Origin of the sequence: Vibrio sp. CUB2 (genome assembly GCF_001557945.1) — a bacterium.
Taxonomy (GTDB): domain Bacteria; phylum Pseudomonadota; class Gammaproteobacteria; order Enterobacterales; family Vibrionaceae; genus Vibrio; species Vibrio owensii.
In genome coordinates this window covers 29,217-53,234 of sequence record NZ_LNRB01000010.1, presented here as the reverse complement: position 1 = coordinate 53,234, position 24,018 = coordinate 29,217, and the positions used below count along the sequence as shown (strand labels likewise).

Annotated in this window: 17 protein-coding genes; 7 read left to right on the top strand and 10 right to left on the bottom strand. The window is 46.0% G+C overall.

Annotated elements, in window-relative coordinates; genetic code table 11:
• Nucleotides 1–25 precede the first annotated feature (25 nt).
• On the bottom strand, nt 26–1,621 hold the full coding sequence (locus ATB78_RS16960; protein WP_061009390.1) for a bifunctional aspartate transaminase/aspartate 4-decarboxylase: 1,596 nt from the start codon (nt 1,619–1,621) through the stop codon (nt 26–28).
• Between the two features lie 95 nt (nt 1,622–1,716).
• Nucleotides 1,717–3,432 (bottom strand): aspartate-alanine antiporter, encoded by a 1,716-nt coding sequence (aspT, locus tag ATB78_RS16955; RefSeq protein WP_031781104.1) that lies wholly within the window; start codon nt 3,430–3,432, stop codon nt 1,717–1,719.
• Between the two features lie 426 nt (nt 3,433–3,858).
• On the opposite strand from aspT, the gene ATB78_RS16950 reads away from it, so the two are divergent.
• The 6 genes from ATB78_RS16950 to ATB78_RS16925 all read left to right on the top strand — a co-directional run bounded on the left by ATB78_RS16950 (nt 3,859) and on the right by ATB78_RS16925 (nt 12,090).
• Nucleotides 3,859–4,071, top strand: a complete 213-nt coding sequence (locus tag ATB78_RS16950) for a DUF1656 domain-containing protein (RefSeq protein ID WP_033005140.1) — start codon at nt 3,859–3,861, stop codon at nt 4,069–4,071.
• A 10-nt stretch (nt 4,072–4,081) separates the two neighbouring features.
• The gene (locus ATB78_RS16945) at nt 4,082–4,942 is read left to right on the top strand and encodes an HlyD family secretion protein (RefSeq protein ID WP_061009388.1); all 861 of its coding nucleotides are present in this window, start codon (nt 4,082–4,084) and stop codon (nt 4,940–4,942) included.
• 13 nt (nt 4,943–4,955) lie between these two features.
• Nucleotides 4,956–6,311, top strand: a complete 1,356-nt coding sequence (locus ATB78_RS16940) for an FUSC family protein (protein WP_061009385.1) — start codon at nt 4,956–4,958, stop codon at nt 6,309–6,311.
• A gap of 301 nt (nt 6,312–6,612) precedes the next feature.
• Nucleotides 6,613–8,265, top strand: coding sequence for a hypothetical protein (locus ATB78_RS16935; RefSeq protein ID WP_061009383.1), 1,653 nt, complete (start codon nt 6,613–6,615; stop codon nt 8,263–8,265).
• Between the two features lie 232 nt (nt 8,266–8,497).
• Nucleotides 8,498–10,537 (top strand): carboxylesterase family protein, encoded by a 2,040-nt coding sequence (locus ATB78_RS16930; RefSeq protein ID WP_061009381.1) that lies wholly within the window; start codon nt 8,498–8,500, stop codon nt 10,535–10,537.
• Nucleotides 10,538–10,638: 101 nt separating this feature from the next.
• On the top strand, nt 10,639–12,090 hold the full coding sequence (locus ATB78_RS16925; RefSeq protein WP_061009380.1) for a phospholipase D family protein: 1,452 nt from the start codon (nt 10,639–10,641) through the stop codon (nt 12,088–12,090).
• 58 nt (nt 12,091–12,148) lie between these two features.
• On the opposite strand, the gene ATB78_RS16920 is transcribed toward ATB78_RS16925, so the two are convergent.
• The 7 genes from ATB78_RS16920 to betI all read right to left on the bottom strand — a co-directional run bounded on the left by ATB78_RS16920 (nt 12,149) and on the right by betI (nt 20,852).
• Nucleotides 12,149–13,855, bottom strand: coding sequence for an autotransporter assembly complex family protein (locus ATB78_RS16920; RefSeq protein WP_061009378.1), 1,707 nt, complete (start codon nt 13,853–13,855; stop codon nt 12,149–12,151).
• 141 nt (nt 13,856–13,996) lie between these two features.
• Nucleotides 13,997–15,181: a choline ABC transporter ATP-binding protein gene (choV, locus tag ATB78_RS16915; protein WP_061009376.1), complete on the bottom strand. Its 1,185-nt coding sequence runs from the start codon at nt 15,179–15,181 to the stop codon at nt 13,997–13,999.
• 1 nt (nt 15,182) lies between these two features.
• Entirely contained in the window at nt 15,183–16,025 is an 843-nt protein-coding gene (gene choW / locus ATB78_RS16910) for a choline ABC transporter permease subunit (RefSeq protein ID WP_038888377.1), read from the bottom strand.
• A gap of 62 nt (nt 16,026–16,087) precedes the next feature.
• Nucleotides 16,088–17,026: a choline ABC transporter substrate-binding protein gene (locus ATB78_RS16905; protein WP_050910269.1), complete on the bottom strand. Its 939-nt coding sequence runs from the start codon at nt 17,024–17,026 to the stop codon at nt 16,088–16,090.
• A gap of 29 nt (nt 17,027–17,055) precedes the next feature.
• Entirely contained in the window at nt 17,056–18,756 is a 1,701-nt protein-coding gene (gene betA / locus ATB78_RS16900) for a choline dehydrogenase (RefSeq protein WP_061009374.1), read from the bottom strand.
• A 19-nt stretch (nt 18,757–18,775) separates the two neighbouring features.
• The gene (gene betB / locus ATB78_RS16895) at nt 18,776–20,236 is read right to left on the bottom strand and encodes a betaine-aldehyde dehydrogenase (RefSeq protein ID WP_061009372.1); all 1,461 of its coding nucleotides are present in this window, start codon (nt 20,234–20,236) and stop codon (nt 18,776–18,778) included.
• A gap of 16 nt (nt 20,237–20,252) precedes the next feature.
• Nucleotides 20,253–20,852: a transcriptional regulator BetI gene (gene betI / locus ATB78_RS16890; protein ID WP_061009370.1), complete on the bottom strand. Its 600-nt coding sequence runs from the start codon at nt 20,850–20,852 to the stop codon at nt 20,253–20,255.
• Nucleotides 20,853–21,398: 546 nt separating this feature from the next.
• On the opposite strand from betI, the gene ATB78_RS16885 reads away from it, so the two are divergent.
• Nucleotides 21,399–22,850, top strand: a complete 1,452-nt coding sequence (locus ATB78_RS16885) for a coniferyl aldehyde dehydrogenase (protein ID WP_061009368.1) — start codon at nt 21,399–21,401, stop codon at nt 22,848–22,850.
• 47 nt (nt 22,851–22,897) lie between these two features.
• On the opposite strand, the gene ATB78_RS16880 is transcribed toward ATB78_RS16885, so the two are convergent.
• Nucleotides 22,898–23,896: an AraC family transcriptional regulator gene (locus tag ATB78_RS16880; RefSeq protein ID WP_061009365.1), complete on the bottom strand. Its 999-nt coding sequence runs from the start codon at nt 23,894–23,896 to the stop codon at nt 22,898–22,900.
• Nucleotides 23,897–24,018: the final 122 nt, after the last annotated feature.

The following is a 24,018-nucleotide window of genomic DNA, read 5'->3' as shown; positions in this document are numbered from 1 at the left end:
CCTATTCTTAATCAGGCTGGATTAATTAGCCCTGGAACTCAGCAAAGTACTCATCCAACACTTTGCGTGTTGCACGACCGATAAGCTCGTATTCGTGGTGAGTAAGGTTTGCTAACGAAACTCGAACTGATGCGTGCACTACATCGAAGCCTTGGCCTGGAAGTAGGATAACGCCGGTTTCATGTGCAAGGCGGAACAGGAAGTCTTTGCCCTTCTCGCTCGCTTTGAACCATTCAACGAAGGCTGGTCCGTACAATTTGCCGCCCAAAGTGTCGAGCTCAAGCAGTGTGTAGTAGTCCACACGATCTTTGTTTTCTTCAATTTCTACACCCATGTTTTTGTACAGAGTTTTGTAACGCTCACGGATGATACGTTTACATGCTTCTTTGTAGTTTTGTTCTGAGTCCATCAAGCAGTTCAATGAGAACAACGCCATTTGAACTTGTTGAGGAAGAGACAAACCTGCTGTGTGGTTAAGCGCTACGCTGCGGCTGTCTGCTACGATACGGTCAATAAACTTAATCTCACGAGGTTCCGGAGTCAGTGTTTTGTAACGATCGTCCAACTCAAGTTGACGCGCTTCAGGAAGGCTGCGCATTGCATCGTCAAACACGTTGTTGTCTTGAATCGCAATCGAGCCTAAACGCCAGCCTGTTGCACCGAAGTACTTAGAGAACGAGTAAACACAAAGCGTGTTGTATGGCAGTTTCGCGAACAGTGAGACAAAGTCGTCCGCAAATGTGCCGTATACATCGTCAGTCACAATGAACAGGTCGCTACGTTCGTTGTTCACGAAGTTTGATAGGTTATCCAGAGTCTCGTCCGAGAACTTCACAGACGCAGGGTTTGCTGGGTTCACGACACAAAGCAGTTTGATGTCTCTATCTGCAAGCTTTTCGATTTCAGACATAGGCAGTTGCCATGTGGTCTCATCCAAACGTAGCTCAACGATTTCCAGTTCGTATTCACTAAGCTCTGGAATCTCTAGGTACGGCGTAAAGATTGGAGTGATTAGCGCAACCTTGTCACCTTTCTTCAACAGACCGTTGTTGAACATAGTTTGGAACGTGTACGTCATAGACGCAGTACCGCCTTCAGTTGCAAACAGATCGAAGTCTGTTGTCATTGGCATTGGGCCGTACATCTCTTCTGCAATGTATTGCTTCACAACGGTTTCGATGTTCGTCAACATACGTGGTGGCACAGGGTAGTTACATGCAAGGTATGCGTTAACCAGCTCATTCAAGAAAGCTTGTTTCTCTAGACCCAAACGGTCTTTTACGTAGCTCAGTGACTTTTCTAGGAACTGCACGCCTTGGTCTTTCTTATTGTCGTTTGCAAACGTGTCGAAGCGCTCAACAATGCCCACACCATCGGGAATGCCACCAAAACCACCATCTAGGTATGAGTAAGTGCGCTCTGCTTCCAACACTGCGAATTCACCCAAACGAATGAACGCTTTACGTGGTAGCGTCGCTAGAAAGTTAGGGTTACCACGACCAGCATCTAATAACGCGCGGTCAGGAACAGTTTGTGCCACTTCAATAAGTTTATCTTTTAATTCAAATGGGCTTAAATCTGCAAATTTTGAAAAATCAATTGTTGTGTTTTGCGTAGTCATAATATTTACCTGAATCTATTATTTACTTAAATTTTGATAATACTTCCCCTATCGCCTATTTAATTAGGCGATAAGCGTGTTCGAATTTATTTAAATTACATGCCTGCGTTTAAAGTAATAATGCCGACAATAATTGGACCCCATAGGGTAAGCAGTACATTGGCGACTGCATAAGTCACGGTGAATGAGAATACTGGCGTTGCGTTGCCTGTTTTTTCCATTAAAGCCGCGAACGCTGGGTTTGCACTTCGTCCACCTGTAACACAACCTAGTGCTTCAACTGGGTTCTTAATCTTCAATACAAAGTATGAGAAGAAGAACGAAATAAACTGAGGAATAATGGTCACAGCCATACCAAGGAACAACAGAGACATGCCGTGTTCTTTGATGGTGTCGACCGCTTGAGGGCCTGCCTCTAAGCCAACAATGCCCACAAATGCTGCCAAACCGAAATCTCGAATGAAGTTCGCTGCACCTTCTGGGAACTGAGCAACGTGTGGATTGCGGCTACGTAACCAACCGACGATCAAACCTGAGATCAAACAACCTGCACCAGAACCGATGGTGACGGGAATACCAGCAATCTTAAAGCTGATGAGACCAATCAATAGACCAAGCACCATGCCCATACCTAGCACAATGAAGTCCGTCATGGTTGCAGAGCCCATGCGTTGACCGATGTTTTTCTCAACGCGATTAATGTCTTTTGCTGTACCTGTAAGCTGGATGACGTCGTTTTTCTTCACCACAAGATCCGGCGTCATTTCGATAGAGCTGCCTTCACGAATGTAATCCGTCACATAAATGCCGCGCATTGAACCTTGGTTCGAAGCCTCTTTAATCTCTTGCAGCGACTTACCAATCAGTTTGCGGTTGTCCGCAATCAGTTGACGGTTTTCTTCAATAACTTCATAGCCTTCTGGAAGTGCAATCTCGTTGTCAGCCAAACCATCTTGCAGCTGATGTACCGCATTACGACGACCTGTTACAACAATGACATCCCCTTCTTTCAGTGCGGTGAATTTGTCCACTTCTAGCACTTTGCCATCACGTTGAATCAATTCAATACAAGCTGCTAGTGCGTGCTGGTTTAACTGAGCCAAGGTTTTTCCTGCTAGCCCGCCATCTTTGCTCACTTTAAATGCTCGTGTAACCAGCGCGGTTACTGCGTTGAATTCACCCGGCGCAAGATCGCGCTTACCATTTGAGTTTTTCTCTTCTAGAGCAATCGCTTCTGCTCGGATATCCCACTTCATCAGTGTTGGGAATACCCATGTCACCATAAGAATTGGACCAAGCGAACCAAAGATGTACGTAACTGCATAGCCTACTGCGACGTTGGTCTGCATTAGGTGTTTTGCTTCTTCTGTCACACCACCAAGACGTGCGATCGCATCACCCGCTGTACCGATGATTGCCGATTGAGTCAAACCACCCGCTGCAAGACCCGCTGCCGTACCTCTGTCTAGATCAAACATCCAAGCTGCCGCTAACACACAAAGCAGGCCAGAGACCGTCATCACAACAGCAGAAAGTAGAATGTTGATGGTTCTAAAGTTCAATGCTTTGAAGAACTGCGCACCACCTTGATACCCTACTGCGTAAATAAAGAGCGCAAAGAAAATGCTTTTTACGCCGGGATCAATATGAACACCAAATTGCCCAATAATTACACCCATTAATAATGTTCCGGCTACACCGCCAAGAACAAATCGACCAATGGTAATTTTACCTACCATATAACCGAGAGAGAGCGTAATAAAGAGAGCAACAAATGGTGCCATGTCAAAAAGGTTAGAAATAATTTCCATGACAATTTTACTCTTACTAATAAATATAAAACTCAAATAATCTAACGAATAATCTGTCACTCATATTTGTTGGATTATTTAATTTAAAAAGCATCTCGTTTGCTTCGAAGCGAATATTAGGAACAAAAACTCACAACTCGTAATCCCATTTGATGGATGAAACCATCACTTCGCGTATTAAAAAGCGAACATTGAGCAATAATTGTCGAAAATTTAATAACTTAGTGTTATGCAATGAACATCAGATAAATCAGAAAATAATTTTATTTTTGTTTTCGCTCTCCAAAAAGCGGTTTGGTTGCATCATCCCCTCTATATAGCGCATAACACCTTTCGTTTGATGGATTAGATCCTCCAAAAGCGATTATCACGGATGCCACCATTTGCCTTATCTTTCCATTCATCAAGTTAATAGAGAAAAACACCATGAACTCAATGCCACATGAACTTGTGTGGGGCGAAGTTTACTTCCCACCCTTGTTGCTGGTTATTGCATTGGCTTACATGCTCACCATTTTGGTCGGAACCATTGCTACAAAACTGGGTATCCACAAGTACGTTGCATTTCCTGCACTCGCAGAGCTGAGCCTAATTGTGATTTTTACTGGCGTTATTGGTCGATTCATTACCATCTTTTGAGGCAAATCCCGTGATTAAACGTTATCTCATCACATTGCTACTGCTTTGTGCCGCTGGCAGTGTGATTTTCAGCTATTACCAGTCGTACTCAAGCAGTCCTTGGACACGAGACGGTCAAGTCAGTGCATACATTGTCTCAATCACGCCGCGTGTGACAGGACAAGTCATTAACGTGTATGTCGAAGACAACTCGCAAGTGAAACAAGGCGATTTACTGTTTGAGATCGACCCTAGCATCTATAAAGCCGCATACCACAAAGCGCTGGCGACTCAAAAACAAGCGGTCGCTCTGCTAGCAAAAGCAAAAAACGAAGAGCAGCGAGCACTTAAGTTAGAAAAGCGCACACCTGGAGCCGTACCTGTACTGACATTGAACAACTTAAACAATGCGGTAGAAACGGCGGTTGCCAACGTAGAACTCGCAAAAGCCAATGTAGAGGAAGCAAGACTGAACCTTGATTACACCAAAGTTTATGCTCCAACGAATGGTTACATCACTAATTTGAATTTACGTGTCGGTTCTCAAGTGGTCGCCAACTCTCCGGTCGTTGCCCTAATTGATGAAGACAGCTTTTGGATTGAAGGTTACTTCAAAGAGACAGATCTTGTTGGCGTCAACCCTGAAGACACTGCTTACGTAACCTTGATGATGCACAACGATGTACAACTAAAAGGTGAAATCAAAAGCATCGGCTACGGTATTGCTAAGCAAGATGGCAGCACAGGCAATGACCTCCTGCCGAATGTCAATCCGAACTTCCAGTGGATTCGTTTGGCTCAACGTATTCCCATCAAAGTAAAACTGGATGAACTGCCAGACGATCTGCAACTTCGCGTGGGTATGACGGCTTCTATCAAAATCATTAAATAGTTCGGTGATTGTTATGTTCAGCGCCTCAACCAAAGAAGCGATCAAAGCCGCGCTCTCTATCGTTATCGCGATCTGCCTCGCCTTATGGTTTCAATGGGAGAAACCTTACTGGGCGGCAATTGCGGTCGCGGTGATGGCATTGAATGAAAGCTTCGCCCACTCGATAAACAAAGGTCATAACCGGTTGTTGGGAACCTTATTGGGCACCGGTTATGCCTTTTTTCTTATTGCGATGTTTTCTCAAGACCGCTTTTTGTTCCTCACCTTCTTCACCTTGTTTTTGGGGGTGTGCATTTTCATGTCGAGCGACGAAAAGTATGGTTATGTGTTTACCATCGGTTTTGCTGTGTGTTCGATCGTCGCCTGCATGGGTGGCTTTGACAATCAAGCAACGTTCCACTTCGCCGTCCTTCGTATGCAGGAGACGATTCTTGGCGTGATCACCTTCTCGGTGGTGTATCGCTTAGTGTGGCCAGTAAACACGGAACAAAACTTCATTCAGCGTTTTGAGACAAGCCGTGAGGCGATGTTTAATGCCATGAATAACCCTCGCCACATTGATATAGAAGCACTGGAAACCAATACGACTAACATAGAGAAACTGTTCCAACTGATCAGCTTGCCGCTCACTGGTAGCTACCATTTAAAAGAGCATCGTCAACTATGGCGCGCGCGTTTAAATGAGATGGCACAGATCCAAGACCGATTGCTAGAACAAGCCGATAAGCCGAAACGTAATGAGATCGATTGGCCGACGTTAGCACAGCAACTTCAAAGCTTTGATATGAAAAAGCCGAGTACATCGTTTGTTGGCAACGTCTCTTCTGTTATTCGAGGCGATAAAAATACTGTTTGGCATCATGAGCATCGAACCTTCATCCAGCATTTGAATGAAGACGGAAGAAAGGTACTGCAAGGTGTCTCCATGTTCGTGACGTCGCTGCTGATCTGGATTTACCTTCCTGTGCCCGGAGGGTTCATTTTCCCTATGCTGGCCGGTGTATTCTCATCACTCGTTCCTACCATGCCACCGAGCATTATTAAGGATGCTTTTTTTGGGGTGATAGGTACGGGAACCGTGATCCTTCTGCAATACATTTTCTTAATGCCCATTATGACCGAGCTATGGCAGCTTGCCTTGTTCTACTTCATCAACATCATCGTGATTTGGAAGGTTTTTTCCACACCAAAACTGATGGTACATAGAATCCTAGGTATTAACTTATTGGTTGTTTTGACATCGGGTGCGCTCAACTTAACCCCAGCGTATCGAATTGAAACGCCATTGCTGATGCTAGTAAACATTATGATCATTTTGATGATTGCCAAGTTGTTTACCGATCTGTTCCGTGTTCGCGTCACGGCCTAAGCGTCACCTCCGTTCTTGAAACTAAAGCCCCGCATTGCTTTTGCTCTGCGGGGCTTTTTGCTTTGTTCACTGCCCTATTCCTGCCTCACCCTTAAAGCGAGGATAGTATCCATCAAAAGCGATTAACGGGATTTCTCTACCCCCCATAAAATCCTCTCATTGATTTACGAAATGCAATTAAAAACGCTGCATTCACAACATCAATCACAGCAAACACATCTATCCAACTGAACAAGAAGTTCAGTGACACATTAACTGTCTGAGTCTCGAAGGTCTGAGGCTATTCAGAGTGGAAATCGTCATGAGTTTTTTTGAAATACGCGCTAGCAAGACATCTTCTCTTACTGTTCTAGCGAGCGCACTAATGCTTACTACCCCCACTTTTAGCTTCGCCGCAAAAGAGACAACTTACAACGAAGTAATGGAACAAGGTCGCCAGCTCTTCGACAAATACGGTATCAGCCATGATCTACCGAAACTGGCCATCAGTTCTCTAGTGCAAGGCGAGCACTTGGTAGAGCATGCTCACCGAACGGTTCAAATCGGCAACGAGGTCCGTGACTCTTCGGTGTTCCTTGTAAAGAACACCGACAGCAAGGGCAATATCGATTTACGCATCAAATACAACCCTGAAGAGCTAGATAAGAACGAAAAAGTGTTGGATGAAATCGAAGCCTTCACGCGCACAGAATATCGTCTGCGTAATTACGCAGAGAGCTTTGATTCTTCATCGGTGCGAGCAAAAGAAGATCAAAACGGCAATGTCGTTGTCAGCTTCAACTACTCAAAATATGGGCTTCCACAAGACATCGCCTATTTCCGTTTCTTAAGCGTCGATATCGAACTCGTTAACGGTGAACCAAAACGCATGGTCATCACTAACGAAAAGCCGTTCACACACCACAAATACAAGGTGGATACGTACCATCAAGAGATCCGCTTTCAAAAGTTGGATTCTGGCAAACTTGTGATTGCGAGCAAACACACTGAAATTGTTGGCTCAAGCAAAAACAAACCACTGAAAATGTTCAGCACTCTTAAACCTGTTGCCATCTATGAGGATGACATTGGTGTGCAAGTGTTGGATGAGAAGCGCTTGAACGAAGTTTCTGACCCACGCATGCAAGAAGCCAGTGTAAAACTTGATCGTATCTTCCCATTAATGGGCGATATGGTGCGTCGACAAGGCATCGATTTACCGCTGCCGTTTGGTGTATCAATGGCTTACCGTAACCAAGATATGAACATCCCATTCAATGACTTCACTATTGATGGCGTGCGTCTAAACGACCTATTCGACCCAGAAGACACCGTCGGGATTGTGAACGCAGAGAGTTTCAGTGTTCGTGGTGATGTGAACATCCTCCCTTTTTGGAACGTGTTTGGTTACGTCGGCAAAATCAATGTCGATGCGAACGTGGATGCGGGATACACAGGCGAAGGTGGCCAGTATCTAAAAGACAAGCTTAATGATCGTCTCCCGGGCTTAGGCGACAAGTTTTGTGATGGTTTGTCTGCCCTATGTAATCGCGGGCGACTGAACGTGCCAATTCACCTTGAATACGATTTGCGCGGTGTCGGTACAACACTCTCGGTTGGTTACAAAGAGTTCTTTGCTTCTGTGACTGGCACGTACTCTCAGACACGTTTAAAAGGCTTGGATGACTGGGGTGACGGCATTGTTACCGTTCAACCGATGCTTGGTTATCAGTTAGTCGACTACCGTACCCAGTTCTTTGTCGGTGCTGAATATCAAGGCTTGGACTCTCGTATGGATGGCCGAGTAAAAACCGGAGATATCGAGTTCGATTACGACATCGGTGTCGAGCTTAACGAGTGGGCATTCCTGACAGGTTTCAATAAGCAAATCGGTAAGAACTACAACTTAACCATGCTTTACAACAAAGGCGAAACACGTGACTCACTGACCTTGAACTTGGGTTATCGCTTCTAATCGCACAAAGCAATAGCACACAAAGAAATAACACATTGGTAGGCCATTGGATGGTAGGACTGCATCCTACAAAGGCGATTATTGAAACTGTCACTGATGCCCTACCATTTGAGCCATCAATACAACAAGCCATCCAACCATTCACGGATTAATACCAAAGCGTCAGGACGTCGCTTGTTAGATGCCGTTTAACATTTTCGGTGTACGCACCAAATGACTTTTGGACATAACAATGACTTTACTCAATCGCTCAACTTTAGCCATTACCATCACTCTTGCCTTAGCGGCTTGTGGTGATGATTCAAGTAAACCTAGCGTTCCTTACGATCCGGAGCCATTACAACCGTTACCGCCAGAGCAAATCTCTTTGGAAATTGGTGATGCGACCATTCAAGCCACTAAAGAGTCCCTTGTCATCACACCGCTTGATGCGGATGAAAAACTGGCAGCGATAGAGGCGTTCAAAGGTATCCAATTTGCGCAAGCAGACCGCTTTCAGCACAGCATTGTGGCCCCACTTGAAGGCGATGTTGATGCGACTCAGTTCGGTGATGCGTGTCCGCAATTAAAAACCACGACTCAAACGCAGTCAGAAAATTGTTTGAACCTAAACATTTGGCGACCAACCGGGACAGAAGCGTACGCAGATTTGCCAGTTTATGTCTTTATTCACGGTGGAGACTTTGAATACGGCGCGGGCTCAGAACCGCTGATTCATGGTGATATGGTGGTTGCACAAGGTGCTGACGATGGTAACCCGTTTATTGCTGTTACTTTTAACTACCGTTTGGGCTTGTTGGGCAGTGTTTGGGTTGATGGTTTGGACAACCCTGAGGGCGGTAACTTTGGCCTAGGCGATCAAAAACACGCGCTAGAATGGGTTCAACAAAACATAGAGGCATTCGGCGGCAATCCGCAAAACGTGACACTCATGGGTCAAGGTGCGGGTGCCATGTCGGTGGGAATTTTACAGCAATCAAAAGGCGATGCTGCAATCGCAGGTGAGCACTTTCAACGTGCCATCATGCAAAGCAACGCTTACGGCTTTGAATATAAAAGTTACGATGTTGCCAAGAGCCAAAGACCAGAGCAAAGCGTTGAAGATCTTGCGTTACTACCACTTGAAGAGGTTATGAAGGTACAGAGCGAGATGCTTGATCCTATTCAACGTCTTAAGAACTGGGTACTGACCGCCGCGAATATTCCGGTTATAAGCCCAACACGCGACAACAGCCCATTAGCTACGTTGATGCCATTTGCGCCTTACATCGAGCATCGCCCACCAGCGTTTCTAGTGAAAGAAGTACCAGGCTATCACTTTACTGAACAAGCGATTGAGAGTGAATGGATCGTACCGACGGTAATTGGCTCAAACAGTGCAGAGAGCAATACTCTGGGCATGCTGCCGAGCCTGACATTTTTGATCCCAACTATCCTTGATATTTTGAGCCAAGAAGCGCCAGAAATCATCGAAAGTGGTGACGAAACCTTAATCGTCGAATACATGGTGGAGTGGCTAGAATCGGATGCGAACTTGAACCGTTTACGCGCTGAATATCGTTCATTACTCAGCGATTCAGCTTCGATTGAACTCGATCTTTCTGACTTATTGGAACTGCTGCCTAGCACCGCTTATGAGGCGATGACTAAGTTGTTTTTCGGTTTGGGGAACTCCGATTCAACCACTGAGTTACTTGCTCTGGCTGACTTTTTCCCTAACGATGAAAGTGAACTGAATGGCGCGGCGAAAAACATGCAGCAATTCAAAACCACGTTGCATGATTTGCTCTTCACGGGTCCAAACCGTCATAAAGTTTCAACTGAAGAAGCAACAGGAGCAACGCCAAGCTTCTACTACTTTGACTACAAACCTGGATTCAACGTATGGACTTACAATACCAAAGGTGAAAATGGCGATCTCGACGTTGGCGATTTACTCAAAAGCATCAGTTGTATTGTCGGCGCTTGTAATGCATCGGAATTACCATTTGTGTTTAACAAGGCATTAAAGCTTGATGGTTCAAGTGTTCGCCCAGGTAGCAAAGACAAAGCAATGATGAACGAACTCTCTCGTATGTGGTTTAGCGAACGTTTATTTGAGGACTTCCAATACAACAATGCTACTGACCGAGTACTGCTGATCGATGACGATGGCGGTATTCAATCCACACAAGACTGGGACAATGCTCATCACTCAGGCATCGATCCAAAACTGCGCCAAGGTCGCCTCAACGGTCTCGAGGAACTTGGGCTGATTCTGAGTCACATGTAACGTTATCTTCAGTCACTAAAAGCTCGTTACCGAATACCTAAAAGCCAGTTCGCTGGCTTTTTTCATCCTTATTCCTTGAACATAATTAGGAAGGTTTACTCATGTTTCCTAACGCCCTTCGTGCTCTGCTACTCTTTATCTTCAGCGTGCTATTGGTTGGCTGTGCCCAGCCCTACCCGCAAGTTGAACCGGATTTTGAAGCCAATTGGCAAACTACTCAACATCAAGCCAAAGTTTACTTAATTCCTACCGCTCCGGAAGCCTTTGCGCGTCGCGTTGAGCTGGTAAGAAATGCTCAGCAAAGCATCGATATGACTTACTTTTCTTGGGAGATTGACACGCTTGGTTTGATGCTACTCAATGAACTCAAACAAGCAGCAGATCGAGGCGTGCAAATTCGACTCACTCTCGATGATTTATTGGTGTTTAACGATAAATGGCTTGCAGATCTCAGCGCTCACGACAACATTCAAATCCGCTTATTCAATCCGTTTGATTCACGTAAGTCAGGTTGGATTGGTCGCGCCGTCAACTTCTCTACTCACCAACAACGTTTGGACAATCGTCTGCACGAGAAGTACTTCAACGTCGACCATCAATGGATGATTCTAGGTGGACGTAACATTGGCGACGACTATTTTGGTTACAGCCGTATAGCCAACTTCTTTGATATGGATGTCTTGTTCAAAGGCAGCATTATTCGAGCGTTCGACCAAAACTACCAACAGCTTTGGGACAGCCAGCATGTTACGCCAATAGAAAACATCGTTAACGTTACCCCAAACTATTCCGCGTTTACTAAAGCGCTTAATAAAGGTGAGAAAGACAAAAGCATCATTCTGGCGGAAGTTGAAAAACAAGTTAAGCAACTGACCAGTCCCGACTTCATCACTGCGCAAGTCACCCCCGTTTTCGACTCATTAGACAAGTTAGAAAACAACAAACCCTACTTTAGAAAACGTGCAGAACACCAAGTTTGGCAACAAATAACCTCTGCATCCAAAGCAGTGATATCAACACCTTATGTGGTACCAAGTGATGGTGAATTTGCCTTTATTGATACCTTGATGGAGCAAAAAGCGGACATCACGTTAATGACGAACTCGTCTGCATCTAATGACTCTGGCTTTATTCCAGCTTATTACGAAGAGCATCGCCAAACCTTGTTGGATAAGGGCGTTCATATACTTGAGTACAAAAACCAAGCGAAAAATGATGACCATTACTTCCATGCGGATACTTATTATCACAACAAGACGGTGATACTCGATGATCGGCTGACTTATATCGGCTCATCAAACTTCGACCCAAGATCGGATTTCCTCAATGTGGAATTTGGTGTGTTGGTCCAAAGCGAAGCCTTTGCAGAACATGTCATGCACTACTTAACCCGACAACAAGATGAACTGTTTTGGCGAGTATCTCGAGATGGACAAGGCCAAACTCAGTGGCAATCAATGAATGAAATCCATACTAAGAATCCAAACTATGGTGGATGGCATAAGGCGCCTAACTGGATATTCAAGAAACTGAATGGGGAGTTCGAACTCTGAACAATCAAGCATTAAACAGGCTCTCTATCTGCAAGGATGAGAGCCTTTTTAATGCCCGCTAAAACTGCGTGCCTAGTGAGAAGTGAACGCGGAATTGGTCTCCTTGAGGAGCATCTAACCCGTAAGCAAAATCCACTTTGACGGGCACGTATTTTGAATTCCATATCAAACTCAACCCTGTACCACTTTTCCAATCCACCTTATCGTTGAAGGCATCACCGACATCATAGAATGCCCCAAGCCACAGTTGGCGGTAGACCTGATATTGATATTCCAGCCCAGCAGTAAACATGTAACGAGCACCGGTTAAATCGCCATTTTCATCTCTCGGAGAGATAGACTCATAACCATAACCACGAAGATTGCCATCACCTCCCGCAAAGAAGCGTAATGATGATGGGATATCGCTCAAAGTGTCAGCGACATTAATGCCAACATTGGAACGAAAGTGAAACTTGTGTTTTTCACTAATATCCCAAGACAGAACACTATTGCCCTCAATACGCAGCAAACGAGAATCGGAGAAAAAATTGGGGTCTGAGTATTCCAATGAGTAAACGTGACGGTGCTTTACTTCTAATTGGTCATTCTTGCGATCAAGCAGCGAAAATGTCACCCCCGGTAATAACAACTGTGACTCGTTATTCTCCGACGCTTGTCGATAACTTTCTTGCAAGTAACGAACGTGCATGGTGCTTTGCCAATCACTATCCAACTGCCAGTGTTTTTCGAACGACAAATCATTAGAAAAACTCGATGTATCTCGATAATCGACATGCTTAGATTCAAACTGAATCCCGTAGTAATCCGTCAGGACATTTTGGGTGGGAATTTTATAACCAAGTAATAGCGATTGTTCCGGTTTGGAAGCGTACGCTTGTGCCTCAAAACTGTGTCCACGTGCGTTGTACCAAGGCTTGGTCCAGTTCAGCGAAGCGCGCAATCCCAAGTCTGTCGAATACCCTCCACCGACCTCCACAATATTGCGTGAATTCGGCTCTGCGAGCACTTCTATCGGCACCTTATGACCATCGGATATCTCCTCGAAATCCGCTTTCACAATCACACTGCGAAACCAATCAGTACTGGAGAGGTCGGCCTGATATTGACTCAATTTCAAAGTGTCAAAATCGTCGCCCCGCTCAAATGTTCTCATCGCTTCTATTCGTGCCGTTTCGATACCCGACGTAAGAACAGACAGCTCTCCAAATTGGTAACGAGAACCACTAGAGAAATGCAGATTCACATGGGCTTGATTCAAACTTGGAATGACTTCCAAAGACGATTCGATAAAACGTCCATCCAAGTAACCTTTTTGCTGAGCCAAAGAAATCAAGTTTCGCTTTAGCGTATCGTACTCAGAATGAAGCAACGGCTGCCCTTGTTTAAGTTGAGCTTGATTGATTAGTTCGATGAAATCTTGATCGTTACTGGCCTCCCCCGACACAGCAATATTAGATTGTTTGACCAACATCACCTCCCCCGCGTCAACCTCAAGCGTGATGAGATCATTCTCTGATCTCTGAACTCTGAGCTCGGAATGGTAGTAACCAAAAGGATTTAACGCTGACCTAACCAGCTTGTTGAGTTGACTAATAGAAAGGTTTTCAGCCGGCACTTCAGCTAATGGCGAGAGGTAATACTCTAGGTTCTTCTCCAGTGGTTTTGATAAGCCTTGTATAGCAAATTCTGCTGCCAAAGCGTCACCAAAAGGAAGAGAAGCGAATACAGAAATTCCAACGAGTTTTTGGACGAGAGATGCCACAAATCTGCCTAAGTGAGTTTGACACTCAACTAGGCTAAACGTACTACAGAAATCACGTTAATCGTGTATGTAGGATGCCGCCCTACTAAAACAAAAAAGAGCCATGATAGCGGCTCTTTATTGTTCGAAAGTGTAATCGGCCTACGCCACTTGCTTGGACTTAAAGTTACCAAGCAGCGCATCGTACAACTCGTTATCACTCAATACGCCCACTAGCTTGTTCTCTTCTACTAGCAATATCGGCTGGTTGCTGCGTTGCTTTAGTTCAATCGCCTCACGCATGCTGATATCTGGATTGGCTTGAACAACCGTGCTTTCGCCAATGTCGTCGAGTGTGGTTGAACCACTTTCCCAATTCACCAACGACTTATCGGAATCCACTAGCGTTAAGCCTTTCGGCTCTTGCTCGACCCAAATCTGCTTATCTGCACACACCAATACGCGGTCATTCTGCTGCTTAAGCTCGGTGCTCGCTTGCATTAGTGAACGACCTTTCAATACGTTAAGCGGATTAGTGTGAGCAACAAAGTCCGCCACATAGTCGTTTTCTGGCGCAAGGATGATTTGCTCCGGCTTGCCGTGTTGAATCAGTTTGCCCGACTCCATAATGGCAATGTTGTTACCGATTTTCAGCGCTTCATCTAAGTCATGGCTCACAAACAAAATCGTCTTGTTGAGCTTCTCTTGCAGTTGAATCAGCTCATCTTGAAGCTGAGCGCGAATCAGCGGATCGAGCGCAGAAAACGGTTCATCCATTAGTAAGATGTCGGTATCCATAGCAAAGGCGCGAGCCAAACCAACACGCTGCTGCATACCGCCAGAAAGCTCATGCGGGAATTTACTCTCCCACTCGCTTAGCCCAACCATTTCAAGTTGTTCACGCGCTTTTTTACGACGTTCCGCTTTGCCAATGCCCTGCATCTCAAGACCAAATGCCACGTTATCCAATACCGTTAACCACGGCATCAGCGCAAACTTTTGGAACACCATCGATACACGGTGAGTACGCAAGTTACGCAGAGTCTGCTCGTCACAGTTAGCAAGCTCTACCATGTCGTCACCATCTTTGATTTTGAGTGAACCGCGAGAGATCTCATTCAAACCATTAACGGCACGAAGGAGGCTGGATTTACCCGAACCGGACAGCCCCATCAATACACAGAGCTCACCTTGTTTGACGCTCATTGAGACCTTATCAACACCAACCACTTGTCCGGTTTCATCAATGATCTCTTGGCGAGACTTACCTTGGTCTAAAAGCGCCAATGCTTGCTCTTGCTGCTGACCAAACACAACGTCGAGGTTTTCAATCGTAATTGCATCCATGTTATGCCTCCTTTTGGTTTGGTGCTTTGCACAAACGGTCGAGAATAATCGCGACCAAAACAATCGCTAAACCGGCTTCAAAGCCTTGAGAAATGTTCACCGTGTTCAGTGCTCGTACGACGGGTTTACCCAGACCATCGGCACCGACTAGCGCAGCAATAACCACCATAGAAAGAGACAACATAATGCACTGCGTAATACCCGCCATAATACTTGGCAATGCTGCTGGGAGTTCGACTTTGAATAGCAATTTCATACGACTGGCACCAAAGGCTTTACCCGCTTCAATCAACTCTTCTGGCACTTTGGTGATGCCAAGGTAAGTCAGACGAATCGGCGCGGCGATGGCAAAGATAATGGTGGAAATCAGACCCGGAACGATGCCTAAACCAAATAGAACCAATGTAGGGATCAGATACACAAACGTTGGTACGGTCTGCATTAAATCGAGTATCGGGCGCAATAAGGTATACAACCACGGGCGATGCGCCGCCATAATGCCAAGCGGTACGCCAATTAATACGGAAATCGTTGTCGCAGCGAAGACGAGAACAAAGGTTTCCAGCATTTCTTGCCAGTAGCCGAGGTTAAGAATAGTCAGTAGCGCCAGCACGATAAACACAACTAAAGGAATGCTGCGGTGTAGGAACCACGCAATCGCTGCGGTCATGATGATTGGTGCTGCCGGTGGCATCCATTTGAAAATATCCACCACGAATAGAATGATGGTTTCGAGAAAAATAGAGATAGCATCAAAGAAACCCGACGCGTTCATGGTTAACCAATCCACGCCTGTTTCCATCCATTCGCCCAACGGAAGTTTGTTGTCCGTAATAAAATTCACAATAAGACCTTTGTGTTAATAGGTGAGCATCGCTGCCCACCTTTTCCTAAAGAGAGGAATGATTAAGCGTTTGTTTTTAGGTAAGAAGTAATCGCTTGTTTTGCATCTTTGCCGTCTAGCGTCTTCACGCCTTCTAGCCACGCTTCAAATTGTTGTGGGTTGGCATTCAACCATTCTTGTGCTGCTTTCGCTGGCTTCTGCTTTTGGTTTAGAATCGCTTCCATCAACTGGTTTTCCATCTCTAGACTGAACTCTAGATTCTTAAGCAGTTGACCCACGTTTTGACACTCAGATAGGTAGTCTTGGCGCACGTTGGTGTAAACATTGGCACCACCGTAGTTAGGTCCAAAGAAGTCGTCACCGCCAGATAGGTATTCCATCTCAACATTGCTGTTCATTGGGTGTGGTGCCCAACCTAGGTAAACGATCCATTGGTTACGACGCACTGCGCGAGACACTTGAGACACCATGCCTGCTTCGCTTGATTCCACTAGGCTGAAGTCTTTCAAGCCGAATGCATCGCTGTCGATCATATCTTGGATCAAACGGTTGCCATCGTTGCCAGGCTCAATGCCGTAGATGCGGTCTTTAAATTTGTCGGCATGTTTTACCAAGTCAGCAAAGCTTTTCACGCCTGCGTCATACACATACTTTGGCACGGCTAGAGTGTATTTCGCGCCCTCTAGGTTTGCGCGAACGGTTTCCACTGTGCCAGCTTCACGATATTTGGCGATATCGCCTTCCATGGTTGGCATCCAGTTACCTAGGAACACGTCAATGTCGCCGTTTGCCATTGAAGAGTACGTCACAGGTACAGACAGAAGGTCGGTCTTGGTTTTGTAGCCCAAGCCTTTTAGCAGCTCAGAGGTAACAGCAGTAGTTGCAGTAATGTCCGTCCAGCCGACATCGGCAAATCGAACAGTTTCACATTGGTTAGCGTAAGCACCTGTCGCTGCTGCACTCAGCGCGATAGATGAAAAGATTTTTGTCATCGTAGACATGTTTAAATTCCTTGTAATGATTGCTGACTTTATGAGATTGAGCTTAAGTCTCTTTTCGGCGGACGCATTCTTTGCGTCTCTTGCCAGTTCGGAGCAATCCAAACTGGTGTGTTATTCGATTCTTCGAGTACGTTCCCCAAGATCATGTCCGCTGCACGCTCTGCGACCATGATGGTTGGTGCGTTTAAGTTGCCATTTGGAATAGTTGGGAAGATGGATGAATCCACCACGCGCAAGCCTTCAAAACCACGCACTTGGCAGGCTTCATTCAGAACTGCCATTGGGTCATCGTCTGCGCCCATTTTGCAGCTACACGATGGGTGGTAAGCACTTTCCACGTTTTGCTTTACCCATTCATCAATCGCGTCATCGCTGGTGATGTTAAGACCGGGCTGGATCTCTTCACCCCGAAACGCATCCATTGCTGGTTGGTTGAGGATTTCACGCGTTAGGCGAATACAGTCTCGCCAATCCTGCTTATCTTGTTCCGTCGATATGTAGTTGAACTCGATTTTTGGCTTGTCATTTGGGTTGGCAGAAACCACTTCGACACTACCGCGACTCTCTGGCTTGTTTGGACCAACATGCACTTGGAAGCCGTGACCATCAAATGCCGCGCGTCCGTCATAGCGCATTGCCGCTGGTAGAAAGTGATATTGAATGTTTGGCGATTTCAACCCTTCACGAGAACGGATGAACGCACACGATTCAAAGTGGTTGGTTGCGCCCAGACCTTTGCGTGTCAGAATCCATTCCGTACCAATCAAACCTTTACTGATCAAACCTAACTTGCTGTTAAGCGTGATCGGCTGTTTACAGTGATACTGGAAGTACACTTCAAGGTGGTCTTGCAAGTTCTTACCCACACCTTCAAGAGCGTGTTTCACTTCAATGCCCGCTTTCTCAAGCACAGTCTTAGGACCAATACCCGAGAGTTGCAGTAGTTGTACCGAACCGATAGAACCCGCGCTCGACACCACTTCTTTGTTAGCAAAGCACTGTTTGATCTTGCCAGATTGCTCAAACTCAATGCCGACCGCTTTCTTGCCTTCCAGCAAAATACGGTGAGCCGTTACGCCTTTCATCAAGGTGAAGTTACTGCGCTTTTTTGCACGGCTTAAGTAAGCGTTAGAGGTAGAAGCGCGCACGCCTTTATCTACCGTCATGTGCATCGGACCGAAGCCCTCTTGCTGATAACCGTTGTAATCTTGTGTTTCTGGGTAGCCCGCATCTTTGCCTGCTTCAATAAACGCTTGGTAAAGTGGATTAAGCTTCATGTCGTTGCCGTTGCATGTCCCTACCGGACCGCTGTCGCCACGGTATTCGTCTGCGCCGCCTGTCCACGTTTCCGCTTTACGGAAGTACGGCAGACAAGCTTGGTAGTTCCAGCCTTTTGCGCCTTCTGCTTCCCATTCGTCAAAGTCACAAGCATGACCTCGAACATAAACCATTCCGTTAATCGAAGAGCTTCCGCCTAACACTTTGCCGCGTGGACAATGCAGTTGGCGTCCGTCTAAACCCTCTTCAGCTACAGTTTCGAACTGCCATGCGTACTTTTCAGTATTCATTGGGTAAGACAGCGCCGTTGGCATTTGGATGAAGATGCTCTTGTCTGAGCCACCCGCTTCCAACAGTAAGACTTGGTGCTGACCGCTTTCACTCAGGCGATCCGCCAAAACACAGCCTGCCGAGCCAGCACCGACGATGATGTAATCGTAGTGTTGTTGCATTACAAATCCTCCTGACTGATTAGGCGTAAGGGCTATCGAAATCACCCAAATGCACTAACACGCTCTTGGTTTGGGTGTAATGCTTGAGGGTTTCAACGCCGTTTTCACGTCCAATGCCAGACAGTTTGTAACCGCCAACTGGCATTTCAGCTGGGGAATCTCCCCAGGTGTTAATCCAACAAATACCTGCTTGAATTTGATGAATCACGCGGTGTGCACGAGAGAGGTTTTGCGTAAACACACCAGCTGCAAGTCCGTAATCGGTGTTGTTAGCACGAGCAATCACTTCGTCCTCGTCACTGAACTTAAGCACTGACATTACGGGACCAAAGATCTCTTGCTGCACGTGCGGCATTTCGTCTTCGCAATCAATGAAAACCGTTGGCACAACAAAATTGCCGCTCGCCAAACCGTTTTCTGTGACTTTGTATCCGCCGGTTAGTAGCGTTGCTTTGCTTGCTTTCGCTTGTTCAATTGCGGAAAGGACTTTTGATTCATGCTCTTTAGAAATCAGCGCGCCAATTTGAGTTTGCTCATCAAGCGGATCGCCAACCACCAGCAGCTCAGTACGCTTCTTAAGTTGAGCGACAAACTCATCATAGATACCTTCATGAACGAACACGCGAGTACCGTGTGTACAAACCTCACCTTGGGTATAGAAGTTCGCAACCATTGCAGCAGAAACCGCGTCGTCTAGCTTGGCATCATCAAAAATGATCATTGGCGATTTACCGCCAAGCTCCATTGTGACTTGCTTCAGCGTCGCGGCGCTGTCACCCATCACGACTTTGCCCGTACCCGATTCACCCGTGAAAGAGACTTTAGCGATGTCAGGATGTGCGGTGAGCATTTGCCCTACTCGGTAATCACCTTGAATAACGTTGAACACGCCATCTGGCAACCCTGCTTCGCTGTAGATTTCTGCTAGTTTGAGTGCGGTTAACGGAGTTTCTTCTGATGGCTTAAAGATCATCACATTACCCGCAGCAAGTGCAGGGGCAGATTTCCACATCGCGATTTGAATTGGGTAGTTCCATGCGCCAATACCCGCACAAATGCCTAGAGGCTCGCGGCGAGTGTAGAAAAACTGTGATTCATTCAGCGGTTGCTGTTCGCCATGCATGCTAGGCGCAAGACCTGCGTAGTACTCGATGACATCGGCGCCCGTGGCAATGTCTACGCAATTCGCTTCTTGAATTGGCTTGCCTGTATCTGCAACTTCTAGTGCTGCCAACTCGTCGTTTCTTTCACGAAGTAACGCCACCGCTTTAAGTAGAATGCGACTGCGTTCTGTCGCCGTCATGGCAGACCAAATCGCAAAACCGCGCTTGGCAGATTCAATTGCCGCTTCCATATCTTGCTGGTTAGCCTGCTTCACATTCGCAAGCGGCTCACCATTGGCGGGATTGTATGTGGTGAAGTGTTCTTCTGAGCATCCTAGGTGCATCGCACCATCGATGTAGTGTGCTTTCATATCCATTTGAAGGTTTGACTCTTTATTTTAGTTTTGAGTAGAACGTGAGCTGTTTGTCGAGATAGTCGTTGATGATGACGCGTGCATTCTCGGCATCGATGCCTTGCGGGTTGAGCGTTCCACGCAGCCAAATGCCATCAATCAGTGACGCAATACCATGCGCTACTAGCTCTGCTTGGTCATTATCCAGCAAAGCTTTTAATTCTTTTTTTAGGTGAGAAAGGAGTCGTCGTTCATTCACTCGCTGCAGACGTTTGAGCTGCGCGTCATGCATGGAGTACGACCAGAATGCCAACCAAGTTTTTGCCACTTGGTTCTCGGCTTGGAAACCCACAAAGTTGCCGTCGATGATGGCATTAATACGTTGATGATGCGCATCAGCTGGCAGCTGGCTTAAGTTCTCTTTGATGGTGGCAGAAAGCTGGCGCAGGATTTCACGCATGGTCTCTTCTAACAAGCCGTGCTTTCCACCGAAATAGTGATTAATGATCCCTGTTGATACCCCTGCTTCTTTGCTGATCAACGAGATACTCGCGGCGTGCAAACCTACTCTGTCGATGACCGACATCGTCGCTTTGACTAGCTGCGGTTTTCTGATTTCAGGCATCCCAACCTTGGGCATTTTGCATCCTTGTTATTTTTAATTGAACGGTTAGTTAAATATAAAATGCCTTAAATTTAGTTCGAACTCAAACTAATTATCTAGAAAAAATGACAGATACAGCCGAATCATTTCGACTACAATCATTACTAAAACTTGAGAAAAGATAGAACTTACGAAGATTTAATACGTAAAAACAGAAAAATTAAAACCTTTAAAGTCAATAAGTAGAGTTTTTACAACGCAAATTATAGATACAAAGACTCATGAAAGCCCCGTTCTTATCAAAAGTACAAACAAAGACAAATACAATGAGCTCAAATATTTTCTACACATTTTATTTTTAAGTTTGTTAATTGACCAAGGAATGGCATACCGCTTCATCACATCAAGTTCATTGCACCAGGATGTAAACACCTTGTGGCAGTCAAGATCGTTCAGTTTGATGACATTCTTTGTTTTTGTTGTCCGGTTTGGACAATAAAATGTCCGCTATCAACATGTGAAGTTCACTTTGCTAAAGACATACTGAATTCCATAAACGCAGATACTAATGAGGAGTCAGATATGTCAGCTCAACCACTTTACGACATTGACCAACCAGAAGCGGCGCTTCGTCCAACGTTAGAAACATTGAAAAGTGCTTTCTTAACCATTCCAAATCCAAGCGCTGGCATGCGTATTGAACGTCTTCAAAGACTGCACTCGGCTTTGTTAGCCTATCAAGACCGTCTCATAGACGCGGTAGATCAAGATTTCAATGGGCGCTCAAGTGCTGAAACCTTGATGATCGAGCTTCTGCCTATTCTTGAAGGAATTCATTACAACAAGAAAAACCTGCGTAAGTGGATGAAACCATCTCGTCGCAAAACGCCTTTGATGTTGTTCGGCGCGAAAACCAAAGTGCATTACCAACCACTCGGTGTCGTCGGCATTGTTGTGCCTTGGAACTTCCCTATTTTCTTAGGTTTGTCACCTTTGGCTGGTGCGCTGGCGGCGGGTAATTTGGCCATGATCAAAACTTCTGAATTTGCCCCAAAGACGGGGGAAGTGATGAAGCAAATGATCTCCGAATATTTCACCTCTGACGAGGTTGTCGTGGTCAATGGTGGTGTTGAAGTCGCGACCGAATTCACCAAATTGCCGTTTGACCATATTGTTTTCACTGGCTCAACTCAGGTGGGTAGCATTGTAATGCAGGCGGCAGCACAGAACCTGACTCCTGTGACCCTAGAATTGGGCGGCAAATCTCCTGCAATCATCCACGAAGACTTCCCTATTGAAGAAGCAGCTAAACGCATCGCTTTTGGTAAAGGTCTCAACGCTGGACAAGTTTGCGTCTCACCCGACTACATTTTAGTGCCAAATGGAAAGGTGGATGAGTTTGCAGAAGCATTCAAAAACGCCATCTCCAAGCATTATCCAACCATGCGTGACAACCCGGATTACACCTCCATCATTACAGAGAGGCAGCGCGATAGATTGGCTGACAACATTGCTGACGCGAAACAAAAAGGCGCAGAAGTGATGGTGATAAACCCAGCAAACGAAGACTTCTCTGGGATTCGAAAGCTGCCTATGCATGTGGTTAAAAATGTCACTCACGACATGCGAGTGATGCGTGAAGAGATCTTTGGTCCAATTTTGCCGCTAGTACCTTACGAAACGCTTGACGACGCCATTCAATACGTCCAAAGCAAAGATAGACCGCTTGCTCTGTACTACTTCGACTGGGATCAGAGCCGCGTTGAGAAAGTGGTAGAAAACACACATTCAGGTGGCGTGTGTATCAATGAAGTGATGACCCATACCATGGTCGATGATATGCCTTTTGGCGGTGTAGGGCCTTCAGGCATGGGGCACTACCACGGCAAAGAAGGCTTCTTGAACTTCTCGAAAGCAAAATCGATTGTGATCAAAGGTCGCTTCGATGCGAGCCAGTACATCTCTGCACCTTGGGGAAATAAGATGTTCAACTTCTTCACCAACTTTCAGTTGAATCGTCTGAAGAAATTCTAAAACCAAATAGCCCTAATGACGCTAAGAGTCATTAGGGCTATTTGTGGTCAACACGTTTTCTTAATACTGCCAGGCGAGAAGCCGAACTGCTTTACAAATGCTCGAACAAAGCTGGCTGGCTCGGCATACCCCACTCGCCATGCGACGGTTTCTACGTTCAAGCAGGAAGCTTCAAGTAACTGCCGCGCAATGGTCAAACGCGTGTTGGCATACAGTTCTCGATAAGTTGTCCCTTCGTCACTCAAACGTCTTCTTAAGGTTCGCTCTGTCATTGAGAGTTTGTCGGCGACCGCACTGAGCGTCTTCTCTTCTGCGATATCTTCGAGAACCACTTCTTTCACGCGCTCGGTCCACTGCTTCTCTTCGTCTTCTCCCTGAGCTACAATGGCATCACACTGCTCCAGACAGAACTTCAAGGTAACCGGATCGCTTTTTGGCAGTGGCTGATTGAGCATAGAATGGGGAATCACCAACGCATGGTGTGATTGCCCGCCTTTAACATGAATACCAAGAACCTGACTAAGTTTGTCGATGTGATCCGGGTTATCTAGTGTGGTTTTCAGATAAAGGTCTTCCAGTGCGGGCAAAGGTAATGCTTCACGCATAAAGTTAAGCGTAACGGCGGTATGCCTCTCTAAGATGAAAGGCGTTACTCGCTCAGACAAACCAGACATGCCAAAGCTCAGCTCACCACCTTCTTGCGTCTCTTTGAAAGTCAGTTTGGCTATCACCAAAGAGAGCGCGACATAGTCGATTGCTGTGTTGAACGCAGCACGCATCGTCGGACTGGTTAATATCGCAAATCCCCAAATTCCGAACACATTCACATGCATTTGCTGACCGATTTCAACACCGAGCCCCACTTCACTTGGCGCCAGTTTGACGTAGTTTTCTATCACCGCGACTTCTTGCGGCATGGTGAGTTTAAGATCGTCTTTGACAAGGTCTTGTTCTGTCAGCCCTGTGCCCGCTAAGCATTCCTCTAAAGGAATACCTCGCTTCTGTGCGGCATCACAAATCAATCGTACGCTGGTGATCGATCTCATAAGTGTCTCTGTAGGTGATCAAGGCTTACGAGTTTGAATTTTAATGCAACCATGCACTTATACATAAACCATAACTTCCTAATTCAGGTATTTCCTTTTAAGCGAGAGTACTGATAGAAGTA

What these genes read in the sequence shown, in the direction of transcription:
- ATB78_RS16950 (WP_033005140.1), top strand. Translation starts at nt 3,859, where the DNA reads ATGAACTCAATGCCACATGAACTTGTGTGGGGCGAAGTTTACTTCCCA.
- ATB78_RS16960 (WP_061009390.1), bottom strand. Translation starts at nt 1,621, where the DNA reads ATGACTACGCAAAACACAACAATTGATTTTTCAAAATTTGCAGATTTA.
- ATB78_RS16880 (WP_061009365.1), bottom strand. Translation starts at nt 23,896, where the DNA reads ATGAGATCGATCACCAGCGTACGATTGATTTGTGATGCCGCACAGAAG.
- ATB78_RS16930 (WP_061009381.1), top strand. Translation starts at nt 8,498, where the DNA reads ATGACTTTACTCAATCGCTCAACTTTAGCCATTACCATCACTCTTGCC.
- betA (WP_061009374.1), bottom strand. Translation starts at nt 18,756, where the DNA reads ATGCAACAACACTACGATTACATCATCGTCGGTGCTGGCTCGGCAGGC.
- ATB78_RS16940 (WP_061009385.1), top strand. Translation starts at nt 4,956, where the DNA reads ATGTTCAGCGCCTCAACCAAAGAAGCGATCAAAGCCGCGCTCTCTATC.
- ATB78_RS16885 (WP_061009368.1), top strand. Translation starts at nt 21,399, where the DNA reads ATGTCAGCTCAACCACTTTACGACATTGACCAACCAGAAGCGGCGCTT.
- aspT (WP_031781104.1), bottom strand. Translation starts at nt 3,432, where the DNA reads ATGGAAATTATTTCTAACCTTTTTGACATGGCACCATTTGTTGCTCTC.
- betB (WP_061009372.1), bottom strand. Translation starts at nt 20,236, where the DNA reads ATGGATATGAAAGCACACTACATCGATGGTGCGATGCACCTAGGATGC.
- ATB78_RS16905 (WP_050910269.1), bottom strand. Translation starts at nt 17,026, where the DNA reads ATGTCTACGATGACAAAAATCTTTTCATCTATCGCGCTGAGTGCAGCA.
- ATB78_RS16925 (WP_061009380.1), top strand. Translation starts at nt 10,639, where the DNA reads ATGTTTCCTAACGCCCTTCGTGCTCTGCTACTCTTTATCTTCAGCGTG.
- betI (WP_061009370.1), bottom strand. Translation starts at nt 20,852, where the DNA reads ATGCCCAAGGTTGGGATGCCTGAAATCAGAAAACCGCAGCTAGTCAAA.
- ATB78_RS16935 (WP_061009383.1), top strand. Translation starts at nt 6,613, where the DNA reads ATGAGTTTTTTTGAAATACGCGCTAGCAAGACATCTTCTCTTACTGTT.
- choV (WP_061009376.1), bottom strand. Translation starts at nt 15,181, where the DNA reads ATGGATGCAATTACGATTGAAAACCTCGACGTTGTGTTTGGTCAGCAG.